This window comes from Halanaerobium sp., from assembly GCF_003070835.1.
Genome location: NZ_QBLR01000027.1, coordinates 1 through 26,622, shown reverse-complemented (window position 1 = coordinate 26,622; position 26,622 = coordinate 1). Strand labels below are relative to the sequence as shown.

Below are 26,622 nucleotides of genomic sequence, written 5' to 3'. Positions count from 1 at the left end.
CCGACCTTTTATCTTATCGATTTTTTTAATAATTGATAATTAAAACCACACCAAAATACTGGTGTGGTTTTTTAGATTTATTTAAGTTTTAATAATGTGTTTTTTTATTCTATTTTTTCAACCTTCACCGCTGTTACTTTAAGTTCCGGGATTTTTGCATCTTTATCTAAGACAGGATTTGTCAGCCTGTTCGCCGGACTTTCTGCATAGTGGAAGGGCATAAAGATCTGACCCGGCTGAACTCTGTCGCCAATTCGAACATTGGTTTCTACCTCACCCCGGCGGGAAGTTACTCTGACTCGATCTCCAGCTTTTATTCTTAACTTTTTAGCGTCTTTTTTGTTGATTTCAAGATAGGCATCGGGCTCATGTTTATCAATTGGCTCCGAATTTCTGGTCATAGTTCCAGTATGGAAGTGATAAAGCATCCTACCGGTCATCATAATATAATTATACTCATCATCCACTTCTTCAGCAGGTGGAATATAAGTTACCGGATGGAACTTACCCTTACCTCGGGCAAATTCTCCCTGGTGTAAAAACTTAGTGCCAGGGTCTTCTCAGTCTTTACAGGGCCACTGCAGACCCTGATCTCCCAGGCGATCTGCATAAATACCACCATAGATTGGAGTGACTTCTGCAATTTCTGCCATGATAGCGGCAGGAGAATCATAGTTCATTTGATAACCCATTCTGGTAGAAATTTCGGAGATAATCTTCCAGTCTGCTCTGGCCTCTCCAGGAGGCTCAATTGCCTGGTTAACTTTTTGAATCCGGCGCTCAGTATTGGTAAAAGTACCTTCTTTTTCTGCAAAGCAAGCTGCCGGCAGCACCACATCAGCAAATTGAGCTGTCTCAGTCAAAAAGATATCTTCTACAACCAGAAAATCTAACTGGTCAAGCGCCTCCTCTATGTGGCGCTGGTCCGGATCAGAAATCACCGGATTTTCACCAATAATATAGAGGCCTTTAATATCTTTTCCCGCCTGCTTAAATATTTCAACCACAGTTAAGCCAACCTCATCTGAAAGTTCTTCTGTTTCCCAGGCCCGCGCAAACTTCTCTTTTATCTCGGGGTCTTCTACTGCCTGATAACCAGGGTAGACATTGGATAAAGCTCCCAGATCACAGGCACCCTGAACATTATTCTGACCGCGGAGTGGGTTAACTCCAGTGCTTTCTCTACCTACATTTCCGGTCAGAAGTGCTAAATTAGCTACAGAAAGCACATTATCTGTACCGGTTCTGTGCTGAGTAATCCCCATTGCAAAATAGATTGCTGCCTTATCTGCCTGAGCAAAAAGCCGGGCTGCCTTTTTAATTTTAGCTGCTTCTACCCCAGTGATCTCTGCTACTTTTTCGGGAGTATAATCTTCAACAATTGAAGCCAGGTATTCATAGTTTTCGGTTCGCTCTGCAATAAATTTCTGATCAGCCAGTCCTTCCTCAATAATTACATGCATCAAACCATTGAGCAAAGCTACATCTGTACCTGGCTGCTGCTGGACTGCTACTTCTGCCAGACCGGATAATTCAATCTGACGGGGATCTGCTACAATTAATTTTGTTCCATTTTTATGCTCTTTTTTCATTTTACTGCCGATTACCGGGTGGTTTTCAGTTGGATTAGAGCCAATTACAAAAATCAGATCTGAACCTTCAATTTCACTGATCGAATTGGTCATTGCCCCGGATCCAAATGCTTTAACCAGGCCGGCAACTGTAGAGGCATGGCATAAGCGGGCACAGTGGTCAACAGAGTTTGTCCCGATTACAGCCCGCATAAATTTCTGCATTAAATAATTTTCTTCATTTGTACATTTCGCAGAACTCAAACCTGCCAGAGCTCTACCACCATATTCATCTTTAATTTCAGTCAACTTTTCTGCTACCAGTGACAGGGCTTCCTCCCATTCCGCCTCTTCCAATTTACCATTTCTTTTGATTAATGGCTTTTTGAGTCGGTCAGGATGGTTGATAAAGTCATAGCCAAATCTTCCCTTGACACAGGCTTCACCATAGGGATTAGGAGTACCCTCTCGGTAAACTGAGCCAACTTCAATTACTCTTCTATCCTTTGTCTTTAGTTCCAGCTGACAGCCAACTCCACAGTAGGGACAGGTTGTAACTGTTTTCTTAAAATCATATTCTCTGCCTTTCTTTTGAGAAGGTATATAACTCAAAGCTCCAGTTGGACAGAGTTCCACACACTGACCGCAGAAAACACAGGTCGAATCTTCTCCACCTAAACCTTCATCATTTGCTGCTCCAATTTTGGTCTGAAAACCTCTTTCCACAAAATCTATGGCATCTGAGCACTGAATATTCTGATCAACTCGAATACACTTGCCACATAAAATACATTTGTCAGGGTCCAGCTCAATAAATTCATTATCTCTTTCAACTTTAAAGCGAGGCTCCGATTTTGTCCCATAAGAAGAGCGCTCAATTCCATACTGATAGGCTAAGTCCTGAAGAGTACAGCTGCCGTCTGCCTCACAGGTCATGCAGTCTAAGGGATGGTCTGAAATTAATAAATCTAAAATTGTCCGGCGCGAATCTTCGACTCGCTTACTTTTAGTAAGGACTTCCATCCCATCTTTGACCTCAGTTGTACAGGAAGTTTTCAATTTGCCGTCAGCAAGGTCCTCAATCAGGCACATTCTGCAGGCACCCACATCCTCCAAAAATGGGCTGTGGCAGAGAGTTGGAATCGCAATCCCGTTCTCTTCCGCTGCTTCTAAGACAGTTTTTCCTTTTTCAACTTCAATTTTTTGTTTATCGATAGTTATCTCCACGATTTAATTCCCCTCCTCTGCAGTATTGATTAATTCTTCGTATTCTTCTCTAAAGTACTTTAGTGTACTTAAAACTGGATTGGGAGCAGTCTGACCCAGTCCACAGAGAGAGGTTTCTTTAACTACATTTCCCAGCTCTTCTAATTTATCAAGGTCCTGCTGGCTGCCTTTACCGTCCAGAATTTTTTCTAAAATATCGAGCATCCTTTTGGTTCCAACCCGGCAGGGAGTACATTTGCCGCAGGATTCATCTTCAGTAAAATCTAGAAAAAATCTTGCCACATCAACCATTGAATTATCTTCATCCATAATTACCAGGCCGCCGGAGCCAACTATCGCTCCCGCTTCCTTAACTGACTCATAATCTATCTTTAGGTCTAAGTATTCTTTGGGAATTGTCCCTCCAGAAGGTCCACCGATTTGAGCTGCCTTAAATTCCTTGCCGTCGGCAATTCCACCTGCTATCTCAAAAACAATTTCTCTTAAAGTTGTGCCCATTGGTACTTCAACCAGACCTGTCTCCTTAACATCACCTGCCACCGCAAATACTTTGGTCCCTTTACTTTTTTCGGTACCAATACTGCTGAACCACTGACTGCCCTTATTAATTATCGGCACAATATTGGCCAGAGTTTCTACATTATTGATTACAGTTGGCTTTCCCCACAAGCCAGAATTAGCAGGATAAGGTGGTTTGGTTGAAGGCTGTCCTCTTTTGCCTTCGATTGAAGCAATCAGGGCGGTTTCTTCTCCACAGACAAAGGCCCCGGCTCCAACACGCACTTCTAAATTAAATGAAAAATCACTGCCGTAAATATTGCTGCCCAAATAACCATTATTTTCTGCTGCCCTAATGGCAATCTTTAAGTTTTTAACTGCCAGTGGGTATTCTGCCCGCACATAGACAAAACCCTGATCAGCACCAATTGCATAACCGGCAACTGCCATTGCTTCAATAATACTGTGGGGATCACCCTCTAAGATACTGCGGTCCATAAAAGCACCAGGGTCTCCCTCATCTGCATTACAGATTATGTATTTCTGCTCCCCGGCTGCCTGATGGGCAAAGCTCCACTTCAAGCCGGTAGGAAAACCAGCTCCCCCTCTACCTCTGAGGCCCGAAGCTTTGATTTCTTCGATTACCTCCAGTGGAGTCAGCTCATTCAGCACGGTTTTTAAAGCCTGATAGCCGTCCCTTTCAAGATACTCTTCAATTTTATTGGGATCAATGATTCCTGTATTTCTTAGAGCAATCCGCTTCTGTTTTTTCATAAAGCGTATTTCTTTAAAATCTTCAACTTTTTCTCCCTCTTCTTCAGTTAATAAATCTTCTACAACTCTGCCATTCAAAAGATGTTCTCTAACAATTCTAGCCACATCTTCAGTTTTTAAATGACCGTAAAAGGTATTGTCATCTTTAACTATCGCGATTGGTCCCAAACTGCAGGGGCCGATACAGCCAGTATTACTGATCACTGTTTTTGTTTCATAATCTTCAGTCAAATTAAGTTCTTTTATCTCCTCTTTAAACTTGTCTTTGATCTCCTCTGCTCCGGCAGATAAACAGGCAGTTCCGGCACAGATTAAGATTTCTTTTTTCGCCATTTTTACACCCCAATTATTAATATTTATTGATTATCTCTGGAATTTTTTCTGCTTCAAGGTTGCCGTGAACCTGATCATCAATCATGATTACCGGTGCCATGCTGCAGGTTCCCAAACAGCGGGTCATTGTCATCGTAAATTTATTATCAGCAGTTGTCTGACCAGTTTCGATACCTAATTCTTCTTTTAACCTATTTAAAATGTCTTCTGCTCCTTTGACATAGCAGGCGGTGCCCATACAGACTCCAATTGTATGCTCTCCTTTGGGCTCAGTTGTAAAAAACGAGTAAAAACTAATAACTCCATAAATTTTACTCATTGCAACTCCCAGTTTTTCGCTGACATAGCGCTGAACTTCTACCGGAAGATAACCAACCTCTTCCTGTATCTCATGCAGAACAGGAATCAATTTGCCTTTTTTTCCCTCATATTTTTCAAAAATATGATCAAGTGCACTTAATTTAATTGCTGCCATTTTACTCCCCCTAAACAACTTAGTTAATTTTATTAGCTTTGGAAAAGCTCCCCCAAATCTGGGGGAGGCTTATTCATTAAATCAGTTTAATTTTTTACCAGCATTGCTTTTTCCAGTTCAACTCTCTCTTTACCGTCGAGTAGATATTCCACAATAGTTAAAGCAAATTCCATGGCAACTCCAGGACCTCTTCCCGTTATAATGTTGCCGTCAATAACTACTCTTTCTTCCCGATAGTTTGCTGAATCCATCTGTTCTCCAAAACCCGGATAGCTGGTGGCATTTTTGTCTGTTAAAATACCAGCAGCTTCCAGTACTATCGGTGCTGCACAGACTGCTGCACATAAATTGCCCTTTTCATTAACAGCTCTAATTAATTTTAACAATTCAGCACTATCTCTTAAATTTGCAGCACCAGGCATACCACCCGGTAAAACTACAGCCGACAGTTCATCTGCTGTAATCTCAGAAATTTCAGTATCAGTCTCAATCTTTATTCCATGGTCTCCATTAATCTTTTTACTTCCAATCCCGGCTGTAATCACATCCAGGCCAGCTCTTCTTAAAACATCAATATTAGTCACAGCTTCAATTTCTTCAAAACCATCAGCTAAAGGAATTAATATTTTACCCATGATTAGCCTCCTCATTTAAATCATTTTGCTACTGATTATCTTTTTTTGGATTTTTTTCATTTCTTTGACTATCTTTAAAATAATTATTCAAATCCTCCGGCAGTGACCGCAAATGATAATCCCGCTGTGGGAATGGGATTTCAATATCGTGTTCCTTAAAGTTGTCCCAGATTGAAAGTAAAACCTGACTGCGGATATTCTGAATTCCATTGCGCGGATCACTGATCCAGAAGCGGATTTCAAAATTAACAGAACTATCTCCAAAGCCCATTAAGAGTACATTTGGGGCCGGGTCAGTCAAAATTCTTTCCTTTTCCTCAATTGCCTGCATCATCAGTTCCTGGACCTGCCTTAAATCACTGTCATAAGAAACTCCAACTTCTGCATCAACTCGAACAAGTTCATCACTGTAAGACCAGTTGATCACTTCTTTGGTGATAAAATCTTCATTTGGAATCAAAAATTCCTTACCGGAGCGGGTTACAACTGAGACAAAACGGATATCCAGCTTCCTCACCCAGCCGTAAACATTTCCTATTTCAACTACATCACCGGGCTTGATTGATTTATCAACTAAAATAATAATTCCACTGATAAAATTAGATACAATCTTCTGCAGTCCAAAACCTAAGCCAACACCAATAGCACCACCAAGGAAAGCAAAGGCACTTAAGTCGATTCCAACCGAGCTTAAGGTAAATAAGACTGCTGAAGTAAAGATTAGAAATTTAGCTATCTTATTTAAAAGTACTTTTATTGACGGTGTTAGGCCGTCACTGCTGTCAATTCTGGAGGTAACAATCCTGCTTACTTTACCGGCAAGCCAGAATAAAACACTGAAGATAATAATTGCTTTAATTATCAGCAGCAGAGAAATTCTTAAATTACCACTGCTGAAAGCCAGACTGTCCAGCAGATTAATTGTTTCCTGATAAATATTTAAAATTCTTAAGGCTGCAATAATCCAGATCAAAATGGACAAAAACCGAAACATTTTATTGCGGGGGAAAAACAGGGTGATTGCCTTAACTATCAACCAGGCAGAAACTAAGTTTCCAAAAATACTAATAATTACTACCGGCAGACTAAAGGCAACAGCAACAACATAATAGAGCCCAATCAGAATCATTAAAATCAAAGGAAATAATAGCCTATCGAGAATCCTGAGCTTCTTGCGTTCTTTTAAAGCTTTGATTTTCCCCAACAGATCATCTGCATGGCTGTATAAAAATTTTGCCAGGAAAAAAGCTGCAGCTGTAAGTAAAGCAAAAATAATTAATTCGATCAAATTGGACCAGACTAATAGATTATTTTCTATTTTTTCTATGATCAGCTGCAGATAACCCTCCAGCTGAATATTTTCAAACATCTTATCACCTCTCCAAAAACTTATTAACTTATAAAAATTATCTAGTTAAGCCTTTAAAATCAGCTTCTGCAGTTTAACTGTAAATTTACACTACTGATCTAATAAAAACATTCTGCATAAAAAATAAGAGGAAAAATGAAATGACTGCAGCTGTAATTGGAGTCAGGACCCAGCCGACACCAATTTTACCCAGCAGCTTAAAATTAATATTGCGCCCACCTTTTGCCAGCCCCAGCCCCAGTACTGCGCCCACTACTGCCTGAGAACTTGATACAGGAACCAGTGGAAAGGAAGGAAGACCAAGCATTATTAAAAAATCTTTGAGACCTGCTGAAGCAAAGACAAAAAGTGTAGTCGAGCTCGCCAGCACAACAATAAAAGCTCCAATTGGAGAAATATCCATAATATTTGAGCCAACAGTAAGCATCACACGTTTAGAATAAGTTACTACCCCAACGGAAATTGCAATCCCTCCCAGCAGAAAAAGCTGCTGAGCTCCACTGAAGCTAAAAATACTGAGATTATAAGCCGGAATCTCCATAATACCGGTAAAGACTCCCATTACATTGGCAATATTATTAGCTCCCAGAGAATAGGCTCCAAAAGCACCAACAATCAATAATCCCCAGCGGGTATAAAAATCGAGCTGCAGCAGATGAACTCTGGCATTATTCAGCCATTTCCTAAAAGCGAAATATAAAACAACAGCAAAAAAAGCCGAAAGAACCGGTGAAAATATCCAGGCTCCTACAATTTCTCTCAGCACACTCAGATCAGTGGCATAACCAGAATAAAGGTTCCAGCCAATTATCCCTCCTACAATCGAGTGTGAAGTAGAAACCGGCAGACTTAATTTTGTCATCCAGGACACTGCAACTGCTGCTGCAAAAGCCACTACAAAAGCTGCCGGCAGTGTGCCTACCTGTCCCAGAGCTCCAAGGGTATGAGATGCTCCTGCCCCACTAACAACTGAACCCAGAATTACAAAAATTGTCATAATCAGAGCAGCTGTTGAAAATTTGACCATTTTACTGCCAACTGCAGTTCCAAAAATATTGGCTGCATCATTGGCACCTAAAGACCAGCCTAAAAAGAGGCCGCTTGACAGATAGATAATAACTTCAATCATTTTTCACACCACCATTTACTGATTTAAATTCTTCTTTTTACAGCTGCTACAGAAACATCCTCACTGACCATTTCGGCCTGATCAGATAAAGCGGCAATCTCCTCAATAAAATATCTGAGCTGAAGCTTATAGGCAATTTCTATTTCCTCACACTGATCAGAAAATATTTTTCTTTTTAACCTTTCTTCGTTTTTATCTGCCTGATGTTCATAAAAATGAACCTTATTGACATAATCATTAACCTGCGAAATTTCTTCGAAAAATGCCCGCACACATTTAACCAGCATGTCAACTGCCTCTGCACTATTTTCAACCAGCTCCAAAAAATCACTTTCTAATCCTGCTGGAATCACCGGCCTTTCTATCGAAATTTCATAAATCACTTCCTTGGCCAGATCAGTTATCGTATCAATTTCTTCAATAATATTTAAAACATCGGCTCTTGATTCCGGAATCAGCATATATTTATACAACTTATATTTAATGTCCTTTTGATGTTCATCAGCATTATTTTCAATCTTTTTAATGTCAGTCAGCGATTCCTCAAAAAGCTCAAAATCTTTTTGAATATACCTCTTTAAATCTCTTTTAAATGTCAGAGCCCCCTGATTAACAAGGTCTAAATATTCTGTAATTTCAATCTCCAGTTCTTTGGAACGGCCAAATAATATATGAGGCATTAGCTTCACTCCTTAAGATATAATTTTAACTCCTCATCCAGACTTTCAGCATCTTTAAAATGTATTACCCGGATTCCCTTTTTTAAGGCTGCCTCGATATTGGCTTTCGAGTCATCTATAAAAAGAGTTTCTTCAGCTTTTAAATTAAATTTATTAAGTAAATGATCATAAATCTCTGCTTCTGGTTTGATCAAATTAACATCAGCAGAAATTACCCGACCATCAAAGTATTTAAAGAAATCATATTTGCTGCTGATATAATCAAATGCCTGCTGATGAAAGTTTGATAAAATATAAAGATTATAATTTTTTTGGGCTGTTGATTTTAAGATTTCCAGGCTGTCTTTCTTGAGTGTTAAAATCTTTTCCCATTCAGCCATTACCTCTGCAATTTTGTCGGCCAGATCTGGATTTCTCTGCTGCCATTTTTCTACCGCCTGCTTCTGGCTGATGGTTCCCCGATCAAGTTGCAGCCACTCCTCGGTCTCAAAAATTTCGGTTATCAGCTGTGACTTTAAATCATCACTGTATCCCAGTTCATCCAGATAACTTTCCGGATCAAATTCCAGCAGCACATTTCCCAGATCAAATACTATGTTTTTAATCATTATTTAGCCCCCATCCTGATGGTACCGGGTACTTGTAAATATTTGTCAAAAAGCTGTTGTTTAAATAAGGAAAATATTTACAAGTACCCGGTACCTATATTTGCTTCTTAATATATTATTCTAGCTTAATTAATCTTTTCCTGTTTATTTTTAGCTTTTAAAGCAAAAAAACCCGACTCAAAGGCCGGATTTTTAAATTTTTATTTAATTTTTAGCTTTATTTTTAAATAATAGTTAAATTTTTTCACCTGTTACTCAATTTCAGCTTTCATTTTATCGATTAACTTATTAAAACGCTTATTGTATCCTTCCTGAAACTCTGATACCTTCTGGGCCAGCTGCTGTCTCATCTGAGCATTCATGCCATTCTGCCCGTCATTACCACCCTGAGCGGCAGCCAGTGGGTTTTGACTCTGTCCCTGAGCCTGTTCTAAGTGCTGTTTTACCTGCTCATCAAGCTGTTTCTTTTGAGTCTGATACTGCTGCTGCAGGCTCTGTGCCTGGGTAAACTGTTTCTCAAAGAAACTTGTATTTCCACTTTCTTTAAGTGATTCAACAGCCACTACAGCTTCTTTACGTCTTTTTATCTGTTCAGAAGAGTTGCGGAGTCCAATTGATTCAATCAACATCAGCTGTGCTTCTTTTAAATAAGTATCCTCTTTATCTCCCAGTTCATGCCATAAACCTTCAGCATCCATCTCTTCTTTAAAAAATGGCGCCATAATTTCTTTCAGTTCTTCTCTAATTTCTAGAGAATTATGATCCTTATCATTTGTTCCATAAACTTCATCTGCTCTTTCCATTGCAATTTCATAAGCACTTTTCATCATTATCAGTCCTCCCTAAAAAGATCAAAAAATCTATCCTGATATGCATTAAAAACTCCCCAGCGATCAAGCTCCTTCTTTAATTTTGAAGGATCTTCCTCACCATTTTTAACCATCTCAAACATTTTTTCGATCTCTTCACTGGCTGCTATTGGCAGTCCTTCGAGATTTCTGGTAACTACAGAATAGCCTTTATCATCTGTGCTCAAAAACCCCTTTTCCTCATAGTCAGGAAGCTGAGATTTATAAGCACTCTTTAACATTAGAGTCTGGATAAATTTCATCAGTGAAACATCCCAGAGCTCATCTACTCCTTTGATAATTACAGTTAAATTATCATCATCTTCATCTATATCGTCTCTTATTTCAGCTTCAGCAGCCTCAATTTCTCTGCTGATAGTAAAGGTACTAATTGATTGTTTTCTATAATTCATCTTATAAAGCAGTCCGGCCAGATCGGGGTTTTCGCGAGCAATGATCTGCATAGCCTTCTTTGCTTCACCACTAAACCCACTCATATTTATCATATAATCCGGAGTTAACAATTTTGGCTTTTCCCAGGTGATTTTTCCTTCTCTCACCTTGGTTTCTGGTCCTTCCTCCGGAAATTCATCCAGATAATATGGCTTGCTGAGTACATAATAGTGGAGAGTTGTATCATGTTCTGTAGAAATTAAATCGTCTGGTTCAAGCAGTATTTCAGTATTTTCCAGCACTTCTTTAATTCTCTGCTTATCTTTCATTTTAACTCCTCCTCTCAAGCCTAAATCGGAGTTGAATTACTCCTGATCTATATAATATATTATACATTATCCGGAGTAATGAAGTCAAAAAACAGTTATTTGTGAAATCATTCATTATAACCAGGTCCAAAACGGGCGTTTTGGACCTGGTTCAATATATCACGCCGCAAAAAAGACTGAAGCAGCTGCCTCAGTCTTTTTATCTTAACTATTTTTTTGAAAGTTAATCAGTGCCTTACCGATAATCAGTGAAAACACGGCAGCGACTATTATCTCCGGAATTCCATTGGTAAAAGCTACTGCCCAGGCGGCACTTGCCGGTAAATAACCTCTAACTACAGCTAAAATTAAGACTCCAGCTGTGTTGACAATAGTACCAACTGCTCCTGCCAGAATTAAAGAAGTACTCTGATTGAAATTTTTAGTGGAGCGGTAGGCATAATAAGCTGCTACTCCAATAAAAAGTCTTGGTAAAACTGCAATCAGTGGGTCGGCAAAAATTGGATTGGTTGCTCTGATAAAACTAAAGATACCAAAGATCAAACCAATCAAAAGGCCGACAATCGGTCCCTCAATAATCCCTCCTAAAATAGCAGGCAGGTGCATTATTGTTGCATGTCCGGCTGCACTCGGCCAGGGAATTAATCCCAGTCCTGTAGCACCTAAAATAATAGAAATAGCCCCCAGCATACCAGCAATTACGATCTGTCTTGTTTTGAGTTTTATTTTCTTTTCCTCCCATCCCAGTCCATCGATCCAGGTGGACTAAACTTATTGTATTTAACAGCTCTTAATGGGTGCAGCTCTTAAAATTAAGATTCCGCCCCGGCTGTTATAGCTATATTATAATAATTATCTAACTGAATAACAAGTGTTTTTAAGAATTTTTTCCTAAAGTCCGCTTTCTATTTAATTTCTCTTTTCAGTCAGTTTCTTTAGATAGTTGATAATTACTTCATCAACTTCCATTGCCTTAAAGTGTTCAATCAGCTTATCTTCTTTAAAGTAACGCAGCAGTCTGACCAAATAGCTCATCACCTTATTCCGCTTGCTTTCCCGCATTAACTGGCGGTGGAAGAGCTCAGTTCCCATTTCATAATAGTTGAGTTTTAAAGCTGCAATTAAACGGTAGAAATCCAGATATTCATCATCTAAGAATTTGCCGTGTGGTATTTCGGTCAAAATTGGTGCCGGATCGCCAAATCTTAAAATGGTCTCATAATAGGCAACGGTATCAAAATAGCTTTCTATCTCAGCTTCTTTAACCCGGGCCACCAGTTCTTCTTTTCGATCCTCCTGCAGTTCTGACTGATATTTTAAAAGTCTCAATCTAGCATAACTTAAAGCAGGAGTCTCAACACCAGCTGCTTCGACTTCGGCTATCACAGATTTTAATTCTTCGGTAGTCATTTCCCGCCCCTGGTCATAGATAGTCTCATCTCCATCCAGAGCAGCTAGACTGATAAACAGGCGGTTATTGTAAATATCTTTTTTGCTGATCTGATCAATCTTAGCAGCATCAATTAAGTTTAACAAACTCTCAAGCAGTGTTTTTTGATAATTTCTGGTCTCTTCATTTTCAATCAGCATCATTAAACTGGCCAGCAGATTTTTCTCATCATCTATAAGCTCTGCAAATTCACTGACAAAATCAGCCAGGTCCTCCTGCTCACCGTGATCTACTAAAAATCTCAGGTAGTCAGAGGCAACCTGCCAGTTGTGAAAATGCCCATCTTTTCTACTTTTTTCGATAGTAAAAGCAGTCTTAATTTTTTCTTCAGCTGCTTTTAAATTCCCCTGCTGATAATCAGCCAGGAATAGAAGTCGCAAAAAATCCGGGTTCTTCATATGTTCAGCTTCCAGTTCTTCCGCAAAATCAGCAAAATCCTGATAAAGCTCTGCCGCTAAATAACGGGAGAGGATATCGAGAGCAATCTGGGAATTTTTAGGTGCCAGCTCCTTAATTTCAGCCAGCAACTTGCGGCCTTCAGTTTCAGCTTTACTCATTTTTAAATTATCAAGCTGCTGAAAGACATTAAAAATTTTCGCTGCCCGGGAGAGAGCCTCTTTCTGCTTCAGTTTCTTATTTCCCTTAAGGTTAAATCTTTCCTTAATAAAATCATCTAAAAATGAAATTACCCGCATGTGCTTGTATTCTTTGAGCTGATCATAATATTTTTCAAAAAGACTCAACGCACTAACTACATCATCTAAATCCATTAAAGTTTCCAGGCGGAAAACAATCAGCTGTAAATTTTCGGCATCAATCTGCATTGCCCGCTCAATAATGTCATTAACCCGCTGAAAGTTCTGACCCTTTTTGTAAACCTCGGCCAGAGCAATTAAGAGCGGAATGCTTTCTCCCTTATCCTCCAGGGCCTGACGCACAAGCGCTTCTGCTTCATCAATTTCTTCCTGATCCAGCATAATGTTTACCAGAGGAGAAATGAAGGCTTCATCCAGATCTGTTCCCATCAGCTGCCAGGCGTGACGCAAATATCTGCCGGCCTCCTGATAATTATTGCTCTGCAGGCTGTAAACAATCAGGGGCAGTAAAAATCTGTGTTCAAGCGGATAATTTTTGACCGCATCTTTAAGCAGATTTAGTACCTCTTCCTCATTTTCTGCATTTTTAATTGCCTCAAAATATTCCTCCACACTTTTCTCCGGATTATTGCGGGCACAGCATTTTTTGAATTTCTTGCCACTGCCGCAGGGACAGGGTTCATTCCGCCCAATACTGTAGGAGCGAACTGTATCTTTTTCTCTTCTTTTAGCTATACTTTCTTTTAAACCTTTTAGTCTTTTATCCATTTAATTCCCTACCTTTCTCTTATCTTATTCTGAACTAATATTTTTAACATTAATAGAGCTCCATCAAGCTAAAAAGCTTCTGGAGCTCAATCAGTTTTATTTAAATTTATTTCACCTTTAATTATAGCAGATGCTGAATATAATTTAAAGTAAATAAATCACTACTCAGCTCTAATTATTTCTTCAATATTTTTAACCAGTAAATCCATATCTTCTTTTTCTACAACCAGTGGTGGTAAAAAACGCAGGGTAGTTTCTTTAACCGCATTCACTAAAAAGCCACGCTCAAAGAGCTGGTTGGTAATTTCTTTGGCTGATAAACTACCGCCAACTTCTAAAGCCAGCATCAATCCCTTACCTCTGGTTTCAACTAAATTATCATTTTCAGCCACCAGTTTATCCAGCTCAGATCTGAGATAAGCGCCTTTTTCCTTAACTGAATCTAAAAAGCCGGGCTCCAGCATAATATCCATTACCTCAGAGGCGGCTCTGGTTGCCAGCGGATTACCGCCAAAGGTTGTGCCGTGGTCACCTGGCTCAAAGGCAGCTGCAACTTCCTCTTTGGCCATAAAAGCTCCAATCGGAACTCCACCACCTAAGGCTTTGGCCAGCGAAATAATGTCAGCTTCAACTCCATAGTTCTGGTAGGCAAAAAGCTCACCGGTTCTGCCCATTCCACACTGGACCTCATCAAAAATCAAAAGAATATCCTCTTGATCACAGAGCTCGCGTACTCCTTCCAAATACTCCTTTTCAGCCGGGTAGATTCCACCCTCTCCCTGGACTGGCTCCAGCATAATTGCGGCTGTTTTCTCAGTTACTGCCTCTTTTAGAGCTTCCAGGTCATTAAAGGGGACAGTCGAAAATCCTTCCGGCAGAGGAGTAAATGGTTTTTTGTATTTATCCTGTCCGGTTGCTGTAACAGTTGACATTGTCCGCCCGTGAAAAGATTTATCAGCCGTGATCGTTTCAAACTTATTAGTCCCTTTTTTCTTAAAATACTTGCGGGCCAGTTTTAAAGCACCCTCATTGGCCTCTGAACCACTGTTAGCAAAAAAGACCCGGTCATAACAGGAATTCTGGCAGAGCTTTTTCTCCAACTCAGCCTGAGGCTCTATGTAGTAGAGATTGGAACAGTGAATAATCTTATCAATCTGATCTTTTAAAGCCTCTTTAAAGCGCTGGTTGCTGTAGCCTAGCGCATTGACACCAATTCCCGCTAGAAAATCACGATAAACTTTGCCGTCCTTACTGTATAATTTAATTCCCTCAGCCTTTTCCACATAAAGTGGGTATCTGCCGCTGTAAACATTCATAAAATGCTTCTCGTCCATCTCAACAATTTCTTCTATTTCCATCTTATCAATTCTCCCTTCGCTTAATAGAAATAATTAATTTAAATCAAATTTAATCACTGAAGCTGCCAGTAATTTTCTTAGAGCAGATCCTGCTAATCCTTTAAAATCATAGTTCCAACACCCTGGTCGGTAAAGATCTCCAATAGCAGCGGATGAGCAACCAGCCCATTTAAAATGTGAGTTCTAATCACACCACTTTCCACAGCCTGCATACAGCCTTCAACTTTAGGCAGCATTCCTCCCTGAATTTTACCATCGGCAATCCACTGCTTAATCTCCGAAAATTTAAGCTGGGAGACTCTGCTCTCCGGATCTTCTGCATCATAGCGAATCCCATTAACATCGGTCAGATAGATTAATTTTTCCGCCTTTAAGGCAGCTGCCAGCTCTCCTGCCACACTGTCAGCATTGATATTTAAACCTTCACCGGCTTCATTAACTCCGACTGGAGCAATCACCGGAATATAGCCATCTTCAATCAGCTTTTCAATCAGTTCTGGTTTAATCTCTTCCACCTCACCAACAAAACCTAAGTCCTTGGCCGGATCACTGAACTCCTTTTTCTTAGCCTTAATCAGATTACCATCCTTACCGGAAACTCCAACAGCCTTCGCCTGCATTTTATTTATCAGGGCCACTATCTCCTTATTGATCTGGGCTGATAAAACCATCTCCACAATCTCCATTGTTTCCTTATCAGTTACCCGGAGCCCGTCGATAAAATTGGCCTCAATATTTAAGCGGTCCAGCGTCTTATTAATCGCCGGACCCCCTCCGTGCACAATCACCGGGTTAATCCCCACATATTTTAAGAGGGTAATATCTTCAATTAATTTTTCCTTCAGCTCCGGATCAGCCATAATGCTGCCCCCATACTTTATCACAAAAGTCTTGCCAAAAAAGTCTTTAAAATAGGGTAAAGCTTCAATTAATACATTTGCCTTTTTAATTAATTCTTCTATTGTACTCTCCTCCTTGCTGCTTTAAAATCTGAAATCATCTCCAGCCTCTGCCAGTTGAAAATACTTAAGCAATTAAATCCGTTATCCAGCCAGCTTATTTTAAGGGAATAAAGCTGTTGCCTCAAGCCCTGTAGACTCGGGCAGGTCAAAAACCAAGTTCATATTCTGTACCGCCTGACCGGCTGCTCCTTTGAGCATATTATCTATTGCAGAAACAATAATCAGCCGCTTTGTCCGCTCATCATATCTAAAGCCAATCTGAGCAAAATTTGAGCCGGCTACATTTTTAATCTCCGGCAGCTCCTCAGCCAGCAGCTGGATAAAGTATTCATCCTCATACTGTTTGCGATAGAGCTCTCTGATTTCCGCCTGAGAACTTTCCTCTTTCAGTTCCAGATAAATTGTGGCCAGAATCCCCCGCTTGATTGGTATTAAATGAGGGGTAAATAAAACTTCAGCCTTAGTTTTTAAAGCTTTCGCTTCAGCTTCAGATTCAGCTGAATTATCACCACTGTATGCTCCCTCCAGATACTGGCTCAAAATATACTCAATTTCTGAACCATGGCGGTGAGTTCCAGGGCTGTAGGCTTTCATCGAATTATGGGTCTCAGTAAAAAGTAAATTTTCCTTCAAACTGCGGCCGGCACCACTAACTCCGGATTTTGCATCAACAATAATTGAAGCTGGATTAATTTTTTTGAAATCAATCAGCGGCAGCAGTCCAAGCAGAGAGGCGGTTACATAACAGCCCGGATTGGCAACTAAATCTGCCTTTTTAATCTGCTGGCGGTTTAATTCCACCAGCCCGTAAGCTGCTTCAGCTGCCAGCTCAGGAAACTTGTGCTCAACTCCATACCACTTTTCATAAATATCTAAATCATGGTAGCGAAAATCACCACTGAGATCAATTATTTTCGTTCCATTTCCATAAAGCTCTCCCACAATATTCTGCGATACGCCGTGGGGCAGAGCTGTAAAAACTAAATCACTCGCTTCAACCTCAAAGTCAGTCAGGGGAATCAATTTTTTCTCAGCCAGTTTTGAACCTCTAAACTGAGGATAAATATCAACCAGCATTCGACCGGAACTACTTTTGGAAACTAAATCCTTAATTTCAACTTCTGGATGCTCGTGCAGCAGCCGCATCAATTCTATGCCCACATAACCTGTTGCACCTACTATACTAACTTTTTTCATCTACTCACTCCTCTACTTCTCAAAATCATCTTATTTCCATTCTGCGACTTCTATCTTTAACTAAAATAAATACTATAAACAAATGATATCTTTGGCTTATTTTATCGCATTAAAGTATTTGAATCAAGCTATTTGTCCAATTAAAGACCAAATTTGATGTTAAACAATTAATAGCCGCTCTAATTTAAATATTTTATAATTAATATAACTTGGAAACATAATCAGAGGAGATTCAGATTATCCAGATTTTGATTAAAATAAAGCAAAAATAAATCCCCACTAGCATAATGACTAATCAATTTAACTTAGCCTTTAAAGTGGGGATTTATTATTTAAAACTATTAACTTTTTTTGTCCCTAAATAAATTTTTAAATATCAAAATTAGGCAGCCACTTTTTCTCAGCTGCAAACATTTCATCAACCATTTCTCTAATCTGATCCATATCTAAAACAGCTGCTGTCAGAGGGTCCATCATTATTGCCTGATAGATTTTTTCTTTATCTCCTGTTAGCGCTCCTTCTACTGCCAGTTCCTGAACATTGATATTTGTTCTATTTAATGCTGCTAGCTGGGTTGGAAGATCACCGACATAAGTCGGCTGGATCCCATTTTTATTAACCAGACAGGGAACTTCTACTACTGATGCCTGAGGTAAATTAGTAATATGACCATCATTTTGAATATTACCATGGATAACTTTTTCTCTACCTGTCTCCATTGCCTCAATAATGTGAGATCCATATTCATTACTGCGCTTCATTTTTATTTCCGAATTAATTAATTCTTCCATATCCTCAAGATATGTCTCATTTCGCACCTGGCAGACATGAAGATAGACTCCAGATTCGTCTTCTGTAGTCCAGCCAATATCTCCCCCATAAGAATTTTCAGGTTGTTCTCTCTGCATTTTATGAATAGTACTAATCCAATCTTTATTTTTTCTAAAATAGGGTACATACTCTGACATATGGATAGTTGATTCAGTTACAAAATAACCGAAATGCTTTAAAAACTCAAATTTAGTCACATCATGTTTGTAAACATCAGGATCATCATATTTAGCTTTAATTTCGGGATAGAGATCTTTACCATCTTTTTCAAAGTTTAAATACCAAGCCATATGGTTAATCCCTGCAGATATATAATTAACATCCTCAAAAGGAACATCTATGTATTCACAGATTTCTGCAGCTGTTCCCTGAACACTATGGCAGAGTCCAACATTTTTTATATCAGTAGCTTTATTTAAAGCCCAACAGTTAATGGCCATCGGATTAACATAATTTAAAAATAAAGCTTCCGGACATAGTTCTTCCATATCCTTTGCAATATCTAAATAAACTGGAATAGTTCTTAAACCTCTAAAAACGCCTCCAGGCCCTAATGTATCACCAACTGCTTGATTAACCCCATACTTTTTGGGGATTTTAATATCCATTTCATATGCTTCAAGTCCGCCAACCTGAATCATAGCAATTACATAATCAGCATCTTTAAGTGCTTCTCTCCGGTTAGTAGTTGCTTCAATCACTGTTGGAAAATCATTTTCTTCTACAATTCTATTCGCAAGTTTCTCTGTCATAGCTAGCCTTTTAGAATCAATATCCATCAGTGAAATTTTTGTGTCTCTCAGTTCTGGCACAGATAATATATCAATTAGTAAGTTTTTTGCAAAAACAATACTTCCTGCACCAATAAATGTTATTTTTCGCATTTTAAATCATTCTCCTTTAAATTGATTTTAAAATATTTAACTCTTTCTCATCACATCTACTGTCCATAAGGATCAGCTGCATCTCTTAAACCATCACCAAGAAAGTTAAAAGCAAGAATTGTAATTAAAATTACTATACCAGGGGTCATAATCCAGGGATACTGTCCAACTGTTTGAATGTTTGTGGCTTTACTTAAAAGTACTCCCCAACTTACCATTGGTGGCTGAATACCAAGTCCCAAAAAGCTCAATGAACTTTCTGCTAAAATGAGTTGTGGAATTGCGAGAGTTGTCACAACAATTATATGACTGGTACAATTTGTTAATATATGTTTTGTAATGATATAAAAATCTCCTCCACCTGCAGCTTTAGCTGCTTCTACAAATTCCTGTTTTCTATAACTTAAAACTTTACCTCTAATTTGTCTTGCCATACTAGTCCAGCGAACCATTATCATTATAAACATAACAGCAATTAAAATAATAACTGGAGACCAGGTAACAGGAATAGCTGCACTTAAACCCATCATTAACGGCAGAGTTGGAAACATTCTTATCATCTCAATAATTCGTTGTAATAAAACATCAATAATACCAGAGAAATAACCAGAAACCCCACCAACTAAAGAACCTATAATAGCAGTAATCATGGAACCAATAATACCAATTGCTATAGATACTCTGCCACCATAGATAATTCTACTCAGTAAATCTCTCCCCAATTCATCTGTACCAAATAAATGTAGTTCAGCTGGAGAATCTACGCCAAACAAATGAAGATCACTTTCTATAAATCCAAATAATTCATATTCCCAGCTCCTGTGAAATAATCTTATTGGATATCTGGTAGAAGTATCAGGAACATAGACTCTTTCCCATGTCTGATCATCAAATTCTTGTTTCATTGAATATACAAATGGACGGAGATGAAAGTCTCCCTCTTCATCAACAAAATTTATCTCAGCAAAACTTTTATATGCTTTTTCGTTATCTGTAGCAGTATAATCATATGGACTAAAAAAAGGCGCAAAAATACTAATTGATGTCAATAATATAACAACTAAGCCACCAATCATTCCAAGACGATTCTTTTTAAATCTTCGCCAAATTAATTCTTTATGTGATAAAAATTTAGTTTTTTCTTTAACTTCAGTAACACCCTTATCCGACATTAAAAGACCTCCTTTCTTAATTCAAAGTAATTTATCAATCATAACGAACTCTAGGATCAATTTGCGCTAACAAAATGTCAGCAATTAAATTACCAATAACTAAAGTTACAGCTAACATTAATAAAAATGATCCTGCTAAATACATATCTTGGCTTAAAAGAGCATTATAAAAAGCTGGGCCTGTAGTCGGCAGCTGTAAAACAATACTTGAAACAATTGCACCCTGAATTAAAAAAGGGAGTGACATACCTAGATACATAACTAATGGTTGAATAGCATTTCTAACAGCGTGTTTATAAATTACCACTCTTTCCGTTAGACCTTTAGCTCTAGCTGTTTGAACATACTGTTTTTGTAATTCATCTAATAAATTACCTCTCATAATCCTCATATTCTGGGCTGTTCCTGCTATACCCACAACAAAAACCGGGACCCAAAAATGCTGCATAAAATCTACAAATTTAGCCCAATTCCAGGGAGCAAAAACATATTCAGAAGAAAATAAGCCACCAACATGCATATCTAACTTAAATGATAAAAAATACATTATTACAATTGCAAAGAAAAAATTAGGTATTGATAAACCTATAAAAGCAAAGACTGTAGCAATATTGTCACCAAAACTATATTGATGGGTAGCAGAATAAATACCAACAACTACTCCAATTAAAACAGAAATTATATGGGCTGACAGAGCAATTAAAAATGTATAACCTAAACGACTCCAGATTACCTCACTCACTGGTCGATTGTACTGAAAAGAAAAACCGAAATCTCCTTTTAAAACAATATTTTTTATCCAATTAACATACTGCATTAAAAAGGGCTGATCTAATCCATAGCGGCTGCGCATTCTCTCTGCCATTTCTCGTGCCTGATCTTGAGACATACCGGCCTGATTAGTTAAGCGATTTTGTACTGTTGTTAGATAATCACCGGGTGGTAAACTAATCACTATAAAACTTACAAAACTAACTATAATTAACATCGGTATAATATAGATAAGCCTTCTAATTATATACTGAAACAATGTATTACCTCCTTTTTCAAAAAATTAATAAAAGGGTATAAATCCAGCTGAATCTATACCCTTTTATCTAGAACAATTTACTTAGAAGACCACTCAGTATTCATATAGGTTTCTTCTACAGGTATTTCATCAAGAAATAGCTCATCATATTGATCTTCTTCAGCAACCCAAATAATCTGTAATGGCATTGCATTTACCATGTAATCATAAAGATATGGTGGTAAATCTGAAGAAATATTTTTGAAACGGTTATTAATTGCTAAGCCCTGTCGCAGCTGATAAAGACCAATTGTATATATATTCTCTGTATAAAGTTTTTCAATTTTATGCAGAATATCAATTCTTTCTTCAGCTGTTCTACTTAATCGTAGCTCCTGCAAAAGATCTGCAATTTCTTGTTCAAATGGAAGCAGCTCTCTTGGATACTCGGAACCTTCCTGATGATACCCAGGAGTTGTAGAAGAAATTGGGCCAATTAAATCCATAAAGTAATATGGAGTTCCTGCCTGGTCAACTCTAGCTACACTTAAGTCGAAATCTCCAGAGTTAGTCCGAGCAGTATTATTAGGACCACTTAAAACCTGAAGTCTGATGTTTATACCTACTTCTCTCAACATTGGAACCAGCGCCTCAGAAGCCTGGACTGAAGCAGCAGAATCTTCATTTGTTTTAAGCTGAATAATTAGTTCATCTCCTGCAATAGCAGTTCCTTCCGGCCAGTTATAAATACCATCATCATTTGTGTCTTCAAATCCGAATTCTTCTTCTAGAATTCTTTTTGCTTTCTCTGGATCATAGGAATAAACTGTAGTATTATCAGCAGAATGATAAACTGAACCATCTGGATATGCACCATGATAAGCTGCAGTTAAAGGTCCAGGAAAAGCTCCACTGGAAATTGCTTCTTTATCAATAGCACTTGTAAGCGCTTCTCTAAATCTCTTATCTCTAAATAATTTTCTCAACTCAGCTTCACGGTCATCTGAAACACCGAATTCTTTGGATAAATTCATTTCTAAACGATAAACAGATGTAAAAGGACCAAAACTCATTGTGAAGTTTGAGTCTTCTTTTAGTGATTCCTGTCTAACCATTGCAAAGGTACTTGGGTTTTCTAGATTAGTTCGATCTCCCTGACCACTTACTAAGTTATTTGTTCTTGTTTCTCCACTTTCAGCTTCCATGAATCTTATCTCACTCATATATGGTAACTGATTACCGGCTTCATCAACCTGCCAATAATATGGGTTGCGCATCATTACTAATTGTTCACCTGCACTGTAGCGAATTGGAACCCAGGCTCCCATGGTCACTATTGGAACATCGTGGGCTGGGATTGCAGTTGGATAATTTTCATAATTAGCACTATCTGTATATTCTGGATGAAATCTAGCATATACATGTTTAGGACTTACCGGAAAGTTATTACGATCAAAATTAATTAAAGCACTCATTGGATATTCTGCTCCAAAATGCCACTCAACGGTATTTTCATCTATTACTTCTAACTCAGTTACCTGACCACCATATGTCCAGTCATCAGCTGTAGCTGTAGAGGTTATTTGTTCATTCAAAATTAAATCATTATAAGTAAAAGCAATGTCTTCAGTTGTAAATGGTTCTCCGTCAGACCATTTAGCTCCTTCAATAAAATTCATAACTAGAGTTTTACCATCATTTGTCCATTCCCAGTCTGTGGCTAGATTTGGTACAGGATCAGGTTCATTTAACTTCCACATTTCTCCTCTTAACAGTGGAGATTCCCATAGAATTTGATGGATTCCAAAATAACCCTGGACATTACCTGCACCCCAGTTCCAACCATCAATAGGAACAGCAAATGTATCTCTCCAAACTCCACCATAAACACCTGCACCATCAACCATTGTTTCATTTTGACGCACCATAGGTGTAGTTGGAAGTCTTTCTTCTAAAGGTGGTAATTCTCCATTTTCAACCATTTCTTTTAATTCAGGTGCTTCATTATATGAATCAAGATTTTTAAACTGAACTACTTCACCCATTTCAAGTTTACCTAAAAGTGCTCGTTCCTCTTGAGCTAAAGCAACAAATGACATTGAAATAATCAGCACAAACACCATTACTAGAGTTACCTTTTTACTAAATGATTTCATTTTACTCCTCCTGTTAATTGTTTTTTTATTCCAAAAACTTCAACTACAGTATCACCTCCAAAAATAATAATTATTGGGTTCAACCTCAAAACAGCTATCAATTTAAATGATTAATCATTTAAAATTAATGAAGTGAACACAAATTTATATTAACTATCGCAAAGATAGCTAAAATTCATCTTTTTACATAACCATCTAAATTAAGTTCTTCTACAAAATGACAGGCTGCAAAATGCTCTTGATCGGAATCTATTGGTACAAGCTCAGGTTCTATTTCTGAACATTTTTCCTTTGCATAAGGACATCTGGTATGAAAATTACACCCTTTAGGTGGATTAGCAGGATTTGGAACTGAACCTTCTAACGGTAACCTGATATTTCTAGCTCTCGGATCTGCTACTGGGATAGCTTTTAAAAGAGCTTCAGTATAAGGATGTACTGGATCTATATAAATACTATCAGCATCAGCAATTTCAACTATTTTACCTAAATACATAACCATAACTCGATCACTAATATGTTCAATAACACTTAAATCATGGGCAATAAACAAATATGTTAATCCCAGCTCTTCTTGTAAATCTTTCATTAAGTTAATAATCTGGGCCTGAACTGATACATCAAGAGCAGAAACTGGCTCATCACATACAATCATTTCTGGGTCTAATGCTAAGGCTCTGGCAATTCCAATTCTCTGGCGTTGACCACCACTAAATTCATGTGGATAACGATTCATTTGATAATCTCGAAGTCCAACCTTTCTTAATAATTCTCTAACCCTATCTGTTCGCTCTTTTTTGGTTCCTATTTTATTAAGTTTTAATGGTTCAGCGATAATATCTCTAACAGACATTCTAGAATCTAGAGAAGAAAAAGGATCCTGAAATATTATTTGAATATCGCGCCGCATATTTTTCATTTCTTTTTTATCCAGATCATTTAAATTAATCATCTTATTATTTTTCCTATATTTCACTTCACCAGCAGTTGCCTCGAGTAATCTGATTAAACACCTGCCAGTAGTGGACTTGCCACAACCACTCTCCCCCACTAAACCAAGGGTCTCACCTTTTTTAATGTAAAAACTTACATCATCCACTGCTTTTACATTTCCGACTACTTTTCTGAAAATCCCCTTTTTAATTGGGAAATATTTTTTTAAAGAATTAACTTCCATTATTATATCGTTTTCAGGCATTATATCTCCTCCCGACCATTATAAAGCCAACATTTTACTGCATGTTTTTCATCAATTTTAAACATTGGCGGCTCTTTAGTTTTACAAATCTTCTTAGCATACTCACATCTAGGTTCAAAATAACAACCTTCAGGAAGCATTAATAAATTTGGAACTGAACCCTTAATAGGAGCTAATCTTCCCTTAATTCCAATCTTGGGAATTGATTTTAATAATCCTTTAGTATAAGGATGTTTAGGGTTATAAAATATATCATCAGTAGTTGCTTTTTCTACAACTTTACCGGTATACATAACAATCACTCGGTCAGCCATTTCTCCTATTACTCCCAGATCATGTGTGATAATCATAATCGACATATTAAACTCAGACTGTAATTCTCTCATTAAATTTAAAATCTGAGCTTCTATTGTGACATCGAGAGCAGTAGTCGGTTCATCAGCTATTAAAAAGTTTGGATCACAGGATAAAGCCATTGCAATCATAACTCTTTGTCTCATTCCACCACTTAACTGATGTGGATATTCGTCAACTCTTTTTTTGGGAGCAGAAATACCAACCTTATCTAAAATATCAATAGCTTTTTTTCTTGCCATTTTTTTATCAATATCCTGGTGTAAATTTATTGCTTCCATTATTTGAGAACCAACAGTATATAAAGGATTTAAAGAAGTCATAGGCTCCTGGAAAATCATTGCCATTTCATTACCGCGTAAACTTCTTATTATTCCCCCATGTGGATTTAAAGAAGTTATATCAATACTCTCATCATCTTTATAATATCTAATTTCACCGCCTTCAATCCTACCTTTAGGATTTGGCAAAAGTCGCATTATTGATAAAGAAGTCACACTTTTACCACAACCACTTTCACCAACAACACCTAAAGTTTCACCTTTTTCAACTGTAAAAGACACATCATCAACCGCTCTAATAATTCCTTCATCTGTATGGAAATAGGATTTTAAATTCTTCACTTCCAATAAATTTTCAGGCATTTTTATCCCCCTACTTAATATAATAAATTAATCATTTAACTTACTAACACTTTCTCTTTTTATTAACTCTGTAGGCAATAAAATATTACAAGGTAAGTTCATCTTTCCATCTATTCTCATTAATAAAGCATTAATTGCCATTAAAGCAAGATCTTCTTTGGGAACATTAATAGTTGTGAGAGGTGGATTTGTAAATTTAGACATTTTAACATTATCATAAGATATTATAGAAAACTCCTCCGGCACTTTTATGTTCTTATTATGAAGTAATCTTAAAGCCCCAATTGCCATTTGATCACTGCAAATAAAAGCAGCAGTAATATCTGATTTTTCCAGAATTTCTTCCATTAACTCATAACCACTTTCAACTTTCCAATTTCCTTTCCCAACTCCATTTGTATTTATTTCAAGCTCTGATTCATTCATTGCCCTAAGAAAGCCTTGATAACGTTTAGTTTTTTCCATTGGAACAGGAAATATACCGCCTCCTATAAACCCAATTTTTTTATGACCCTGTTTGATCAAATATCTAACTGCCTTGTATGCTGCTTCTTCACGATTAACACTTACTGTATCTTTTTTATATCTTTGAAATCTATTTCCAATAAATACTATATTCTCGGTTTTATTATTTATCTTTTTATAAATTTCATAAGATAAATGATCAGAAATTGAGATAACTCCATCCAGGTTCTGATTTAGAATTTTATCAATGCTATTTTCATTTTTTATATCTTCTTCTACTTCTAGAAAAGCCAATTTATGGCCTCTTTTTTTTATTTCAGCTTCAATCTTTTTTATTATTGAAGAGAAATAAGGGTGATCAAATTTTGAAGTTACTTCACTTAAAATGCAGCCAATATTTTTTCCATCTATGTTGTTTTTTTCTATATAAGCAGGGTAGCCTAATTTTTTGGCCCAGTAAATTACAGTTTTTGCTGTTTTATCATTTACCATATCCTGTGTTTCAGAATTCAAAACTCTAGAAACTGTTGATGTAGAAACACCAGATTTTTCTGCAATATCTTTTAATGTTATAGCCATTAGAATCACCAGCTTTCAGAAAAATTATTATTAATTTTCACTCTATTTATACTATTCGCTTTTTAATGAAATTATCCTGCAATAATTTTAATTTTTTTGAAATTTTTTTGAAATACAACTTAAAATATC

General features: G+C 37.6%; 21 protein-coding genes and 1 pseudogene. All 22 read right to left on the bottom strand.

Features of this window, described 5'->3' with window-relative positions; all coding sequences use genetic code 11:
- Positions 1-104: 104 nt before the first annotated feature.
- Positions 105-2,801: pseudogene (gene fdhF / locus CI949_RS05030) on the bottom strand (formate dehydrogenase subunit alpha).
- The gene (nuoF, locus tag CI949_RS05025; RefSeq protein WP_108139616.1) at positions 2,802-4,403 is read right to left on the bottom strand and encodes an NADH-quinone oxidoreductase subunit NuoF; all 1,602 of its coding nucleotides are present in this window, start codon (positions 4,401-4,403) and stop codon (positions 2,802-2,804) included.
- 16 nt (positions 4,404-4,419) lie between these two features.
- A complete protein-coding gene (gene nuoE / locus CI949_RS05020; RefSeq protein WP_108139618.1) occupies positions 4,420-4,878 on the bottom strand; it encodes an NADH-quinone oxidoreductase subunit NuoE in 459 nt (152 codons plus the stop codon).
- A gap of 86 nt (positions 4,879-4,964) precedes the next feature.
- A complete protein-coding gene (locus CI949_RS05015; RefSeq protein ID WP_290763549.1) occupies positions 4,965-5,513 on the bottom strand; it encodes a DJ-1 family glyoxalase III in 549 nt (182 codons plus the stop codon).
- Positions 5,514-5,541: 28 nt separating this feature from the next.
- Positions 5,542-6,882 carry a mechanosensitive ion channel family protein gene (locus CI949_RS05010; RefSeq protein WP_290763548.1) on the bottom strand — a complete coding sequence of 447 codons (1,341 nt, stop codon included), beginning with the start codon at positions 6,880-6,882 and terminating at the stop codon, positions 5,542-5,544.
- A gap of 85 nt (positions 6,883-6,967) precedes the next feature.
- Positions 6,968-8,011 carry an inorganic phosphate transporter gene (locus CI949_RS05005; RefSeq protein WP_290763537.1) on the bottom strand — a complete coding sequence of 348 codons (1,044 nt, stop codon included), beginning with the start codon at positions 8,009-8,011 and terminating at the stop codon, positions 6,968-6,970.
- A gap of 23 nt (positions 8,012-8,034) precedes the next feature.
- Positions 8,035-8,691, bottom strand: a complete 657-nt coding sequence (locus tag CI949_RS05000; RefSeq protein WP_290763535.1) for a DUF47 domain-containing protein — start codon at positions 8,689-8,691, stop codon at positions 8,035-8,037.
- A 5-nt stretch (positions 8,692-8,696) separates the two neighbouring features.
- A complete protein-coding gene (locus CI949_RS04995; protein ID WP_290763531.1) occupies positions 8,697-9,299 on the bottom strand; it encodes an HAD family phosphatase in 603 nt (200 codons plus the stop codon).
- Between the two features lie 251 nt (positions 9,300-9,550).
- The gene (locus CI949_RS04990; protein WP_290763528.1) at positions 9,551-10,129 is read right to left on the bottom strand and encodes a hypothetical protein; all 579 of its coding nucleotides are present in this window, start codon (positions 10,127-10,129) and stop codon (positions 9,551-9,553) included.
- 2 nt (positions 10,130-10,131) lie between these two features.
- Positions 10,132-10,869 (bottom strand): hypothetical protein, encoded by a 738-nt coding sequence (locus tag CI949_RS04985; RefSeq protein ID WP_290763525.1) that lies wholly within the window; start codon positions 10,867-10,869, stop codon positions 10,132-10,134.
- 204 nt (positions 10,870-11,073) lie between these two features.
- Positions 11,074-11,625, bottom strand: a complete 552-nt coding sequence (locus CI949_RS04980) for an ECF transporter S component (protein ID WP_290763557.1) — start codon at positions 11,623-11,625, stop codon at positions 11,074-11,076.
- A 153-nt stretch (positions 11,626-11,778) separates the two neighbouring features.
- Entirely contained in the window at positions 11,779-13,683 is a 1,905-nt protein-coding gene (locus CI949_RS04975; protein ID WP_108141329.1) for an SEC-C metal-binding domain-containing protein, read from the bottom strand.
- Between the two features lie 161 nt (positions 13,684-13,844).
- The gene (locus CI949_RS04970) at positions 13,845-15,041 is read right to left on the bottom strand and encodes an aspartate aminotransferase family protein (protein WP_133529892.1); all 1,197 of its coding nucleotides are present in this window, start codon (positions 15,039-15,041) and stop codon (positions 13,845-13,847) included.
- Positions 15,042-15,133: 92 nt separating this feature from the next.
- The gene (argB, locus tag CI949_RS04965) at positions 15,134-16,003 is read right to left on the bottom strand and encodes an acetylglutamate kinase (RefSeq protein WP_290763556.1); all 870 of its coding nucleotides are present in this window, start codon (positions 16,001-16,003) and stop codon (positions 15,134-15,136) included.
- Positions 16,004-16,102: 99 nt separating this feature from the next.
- On the bottom strand, positions 16,103-17,200 hold the full coding sequence (argC, locus tag CI949_RS04960; RefSeq protein WP_290763520.1) for an N-acetyl-gamma-glutamyl-phosphate reductase: 1,098 nt from the start codon (positions 17,198-17,200) through the stop codon (positions 16,103-16,105).
- 369 nt (positions 17,201-17,569) lie between these two features.
- The gene (locus CI949_RS04955) at positions 17,570-18,916 is read right to left on the bottom strand and encodes an alpha-glucosidase/alpha-galactosidase (RefSeq protein WP_290763518.1); all 1,347 of its coding nucleotides are present in this window, start codon (positions 18,914-18,916) and stop codon (positions 17,570-17,572) included.
- Positions 18,917-18,972: 56 nt separating this feature from the next.
- A complete protein-coding gene (locus CI949_RS04950) occupies positions 18,973-20,088 on the bottom strand; it encodes an ABC transporter permease (RefSeq protein ID WP_290763512.1) in 1,116 nt (371 codons plus the stop codon).
- Positions 20,089-20,122: 34 nt separating this feature from the next.
- Positions 20,123-21,118: an ABC transporter permease gene (locus CI949_RS04945; protein WP_290763510.1), complete on the bottom strand. Its 996-nt coding sequence runs from the start codon at positions 21,116-21,118 to the stop codon at positions 20,123-20,125.
- A gap of 77 nt (positions 21,119-21,195) precedes the next feature.
- A complete protein-coding gene (locus CI949_RS04940; RefSeq protein ID WP_290763507.1) occupies positions 21,196-23,253 on the bottom strand; it encodes an ABC transporter substrate-binding protein in 2,058 nt (685 codons plus the stop codon).
- 175 nt (positions 23,254-23,428) lie between these two features.
- Positions 23,429-24,451, bottom strand: a complete 1,023-nt coding sequence (locus CI949_RS04935) for an ABC transporter ATP-binding protein (protein ID WP_290763504.1) — start codon at positions 24,449-24,451, stop codon at positions 23,429-23,431.
- Positions 24,451-25,449 (bottom strand): ABC transporter ATP-binding protein, encoded by a 999-nt coding sequence (locus CI949_RS04930; protein ID WP_290763501.1) that lies wholly within the window; start codon positions 25,447-25,449, stop codon positions 24,451-24,453. The genes CI949_RS04935 and CI949_RS04930 overlap by 1 nt, the downstream gene beginning before the upstream one ends.
- A gap of 27 nt (positions 25,450-25,476) precedes the next feature.
- Complete coding sequence (locus CI949_RS04925) at positions 25,477-26,493, bottom strand: LacI family DNA-binding transcriptional regulator (protein WP_290763498.1); 1,017 nt, start codon at positions 26,491-26,493, stop codon at positions 25,477-25,479.
- Positions 26,494-26,622 lie beyond the last annotated feature (129 nt).

Coding starts and splice junctions, on each gene's coding strand:
- nuoF (WP_108139616.1), bottom strand. CDS start 4,403: ATGGCGAAAAAAGAAATCTTAATCTGTGCCGGAACTGCCTGTTTATCT.
- nuoE (WP_108139618.1), bottom strand. CDS start 4,878: ATGGCAGCAATTAAATTAAGTGCACTTGATCATATTTTTGAAAAATAT.
- CI949_RS05015 (WP_290763549.1), bottom strand. CDS start 5,513: ATGGGTAAAATATTAATTCCTTTAGCTGATGGTTTTGAAGAAATTGAA.
- CI949_RS05010 (WP_290763548.1), bottom strand. CDS start 6,882: ATGTTTGAAAATATTCAGCTGGAGGGTTATCTGCAGCTGATCATAGAA.
- CI949_RS05005 (WP_290763537.1), bottom strand. CDS start 8,011: ATGATTGAAGTTATTATCTATCTGTCAAGCGGCCTCTTTTTAGGCTGG.
- CI949_RS05000 (WP_290763535.1), bottom strand. CDS start 8,691: ATGCCTCATATATTATTTGGCCGTTCCAAAGAACTGGAGATTGAAATT.
- CI949_RS04995 (WP_290763531.1), bottom strand. CDS start 9,299: ATGATTAAAAACATAGTATTTGATCTGGGAAATGTGCTGCTGGAATTT.
- CI949_RS04990 (WP_290763528.1), bottom strand. CDS start 10,129: ATGATGAAAAGTGCTTATGAAATTGCAATGGAAAGAGCAGATGAAGTT.
- CI949_RS04985 (WP_290763525.1), bottom strand. CDS start 10,869: ATGAAAGATAAGCAGAGAATTAAAGAAGTGCTGGAAAATACTGAAATA.
- CI949_RS04975 (WP_108141329.1), bottom strand. CDS start 13,683: ATGGATAAAAGACTAAAAGGTTTAAAAGAAAGTATAGCTAAAAGAAGA.
- CI949_RS04970 (WP_133529892.1), bottom strand. CDS start 15,041: ATGGAAATAGAAGAAATTGTTGAGATGGACGAGAAGCATTTTATGAAT.
- argC (WP_290763520.1), bottom strand. CDS start 17,200: ATGAAAAAAGTTAGTATAGTAGGTGCAACAGGTTATGTGGGCATAGAA.
- CI949_RS04955 (WP_290763518.1), bottom strand. CDS start 18,916: ATGCGAAAAATAACATTTATTGGTGCAGGAAGTATTGTTTTTGCAAAA.
- CI949_RS04950 (WP_290763512.1), bottom strand. CDS start 20,088: ATGTCGGATAAGGGTGTTACTGAAGTTAAAGAAAAAACTAAATTTTTA.
- CI949_RS04940 (WP_290763507.1), bottom strand. CDS start 23,253: ATGAAATCATTTAGTAAAAAGGTAACTCTAGTAATGGTGTTTGTGCTG.
- CI949_RS04935 (WP_290763504.1), bottom strand. CDS start 24,451: ATGCCTGAAAACGATATAATAATGGAAGTTAATTCTTTAAAAAAATAT.
- CI949_RS04930 (WP_290763501.1), bottom strand. CDS start 25,449: ATGCCTGAAAATTTATTGGAAGTGAAGAATTTAAAATCCTATTTCCAT.
- CI949_RS04925 (WP_290763498.1), bottom strand. CDS start 26,493: ATGGCTATAACATTAAAAGATATTGCAGAAAAATCTGGTGTTTCTACA.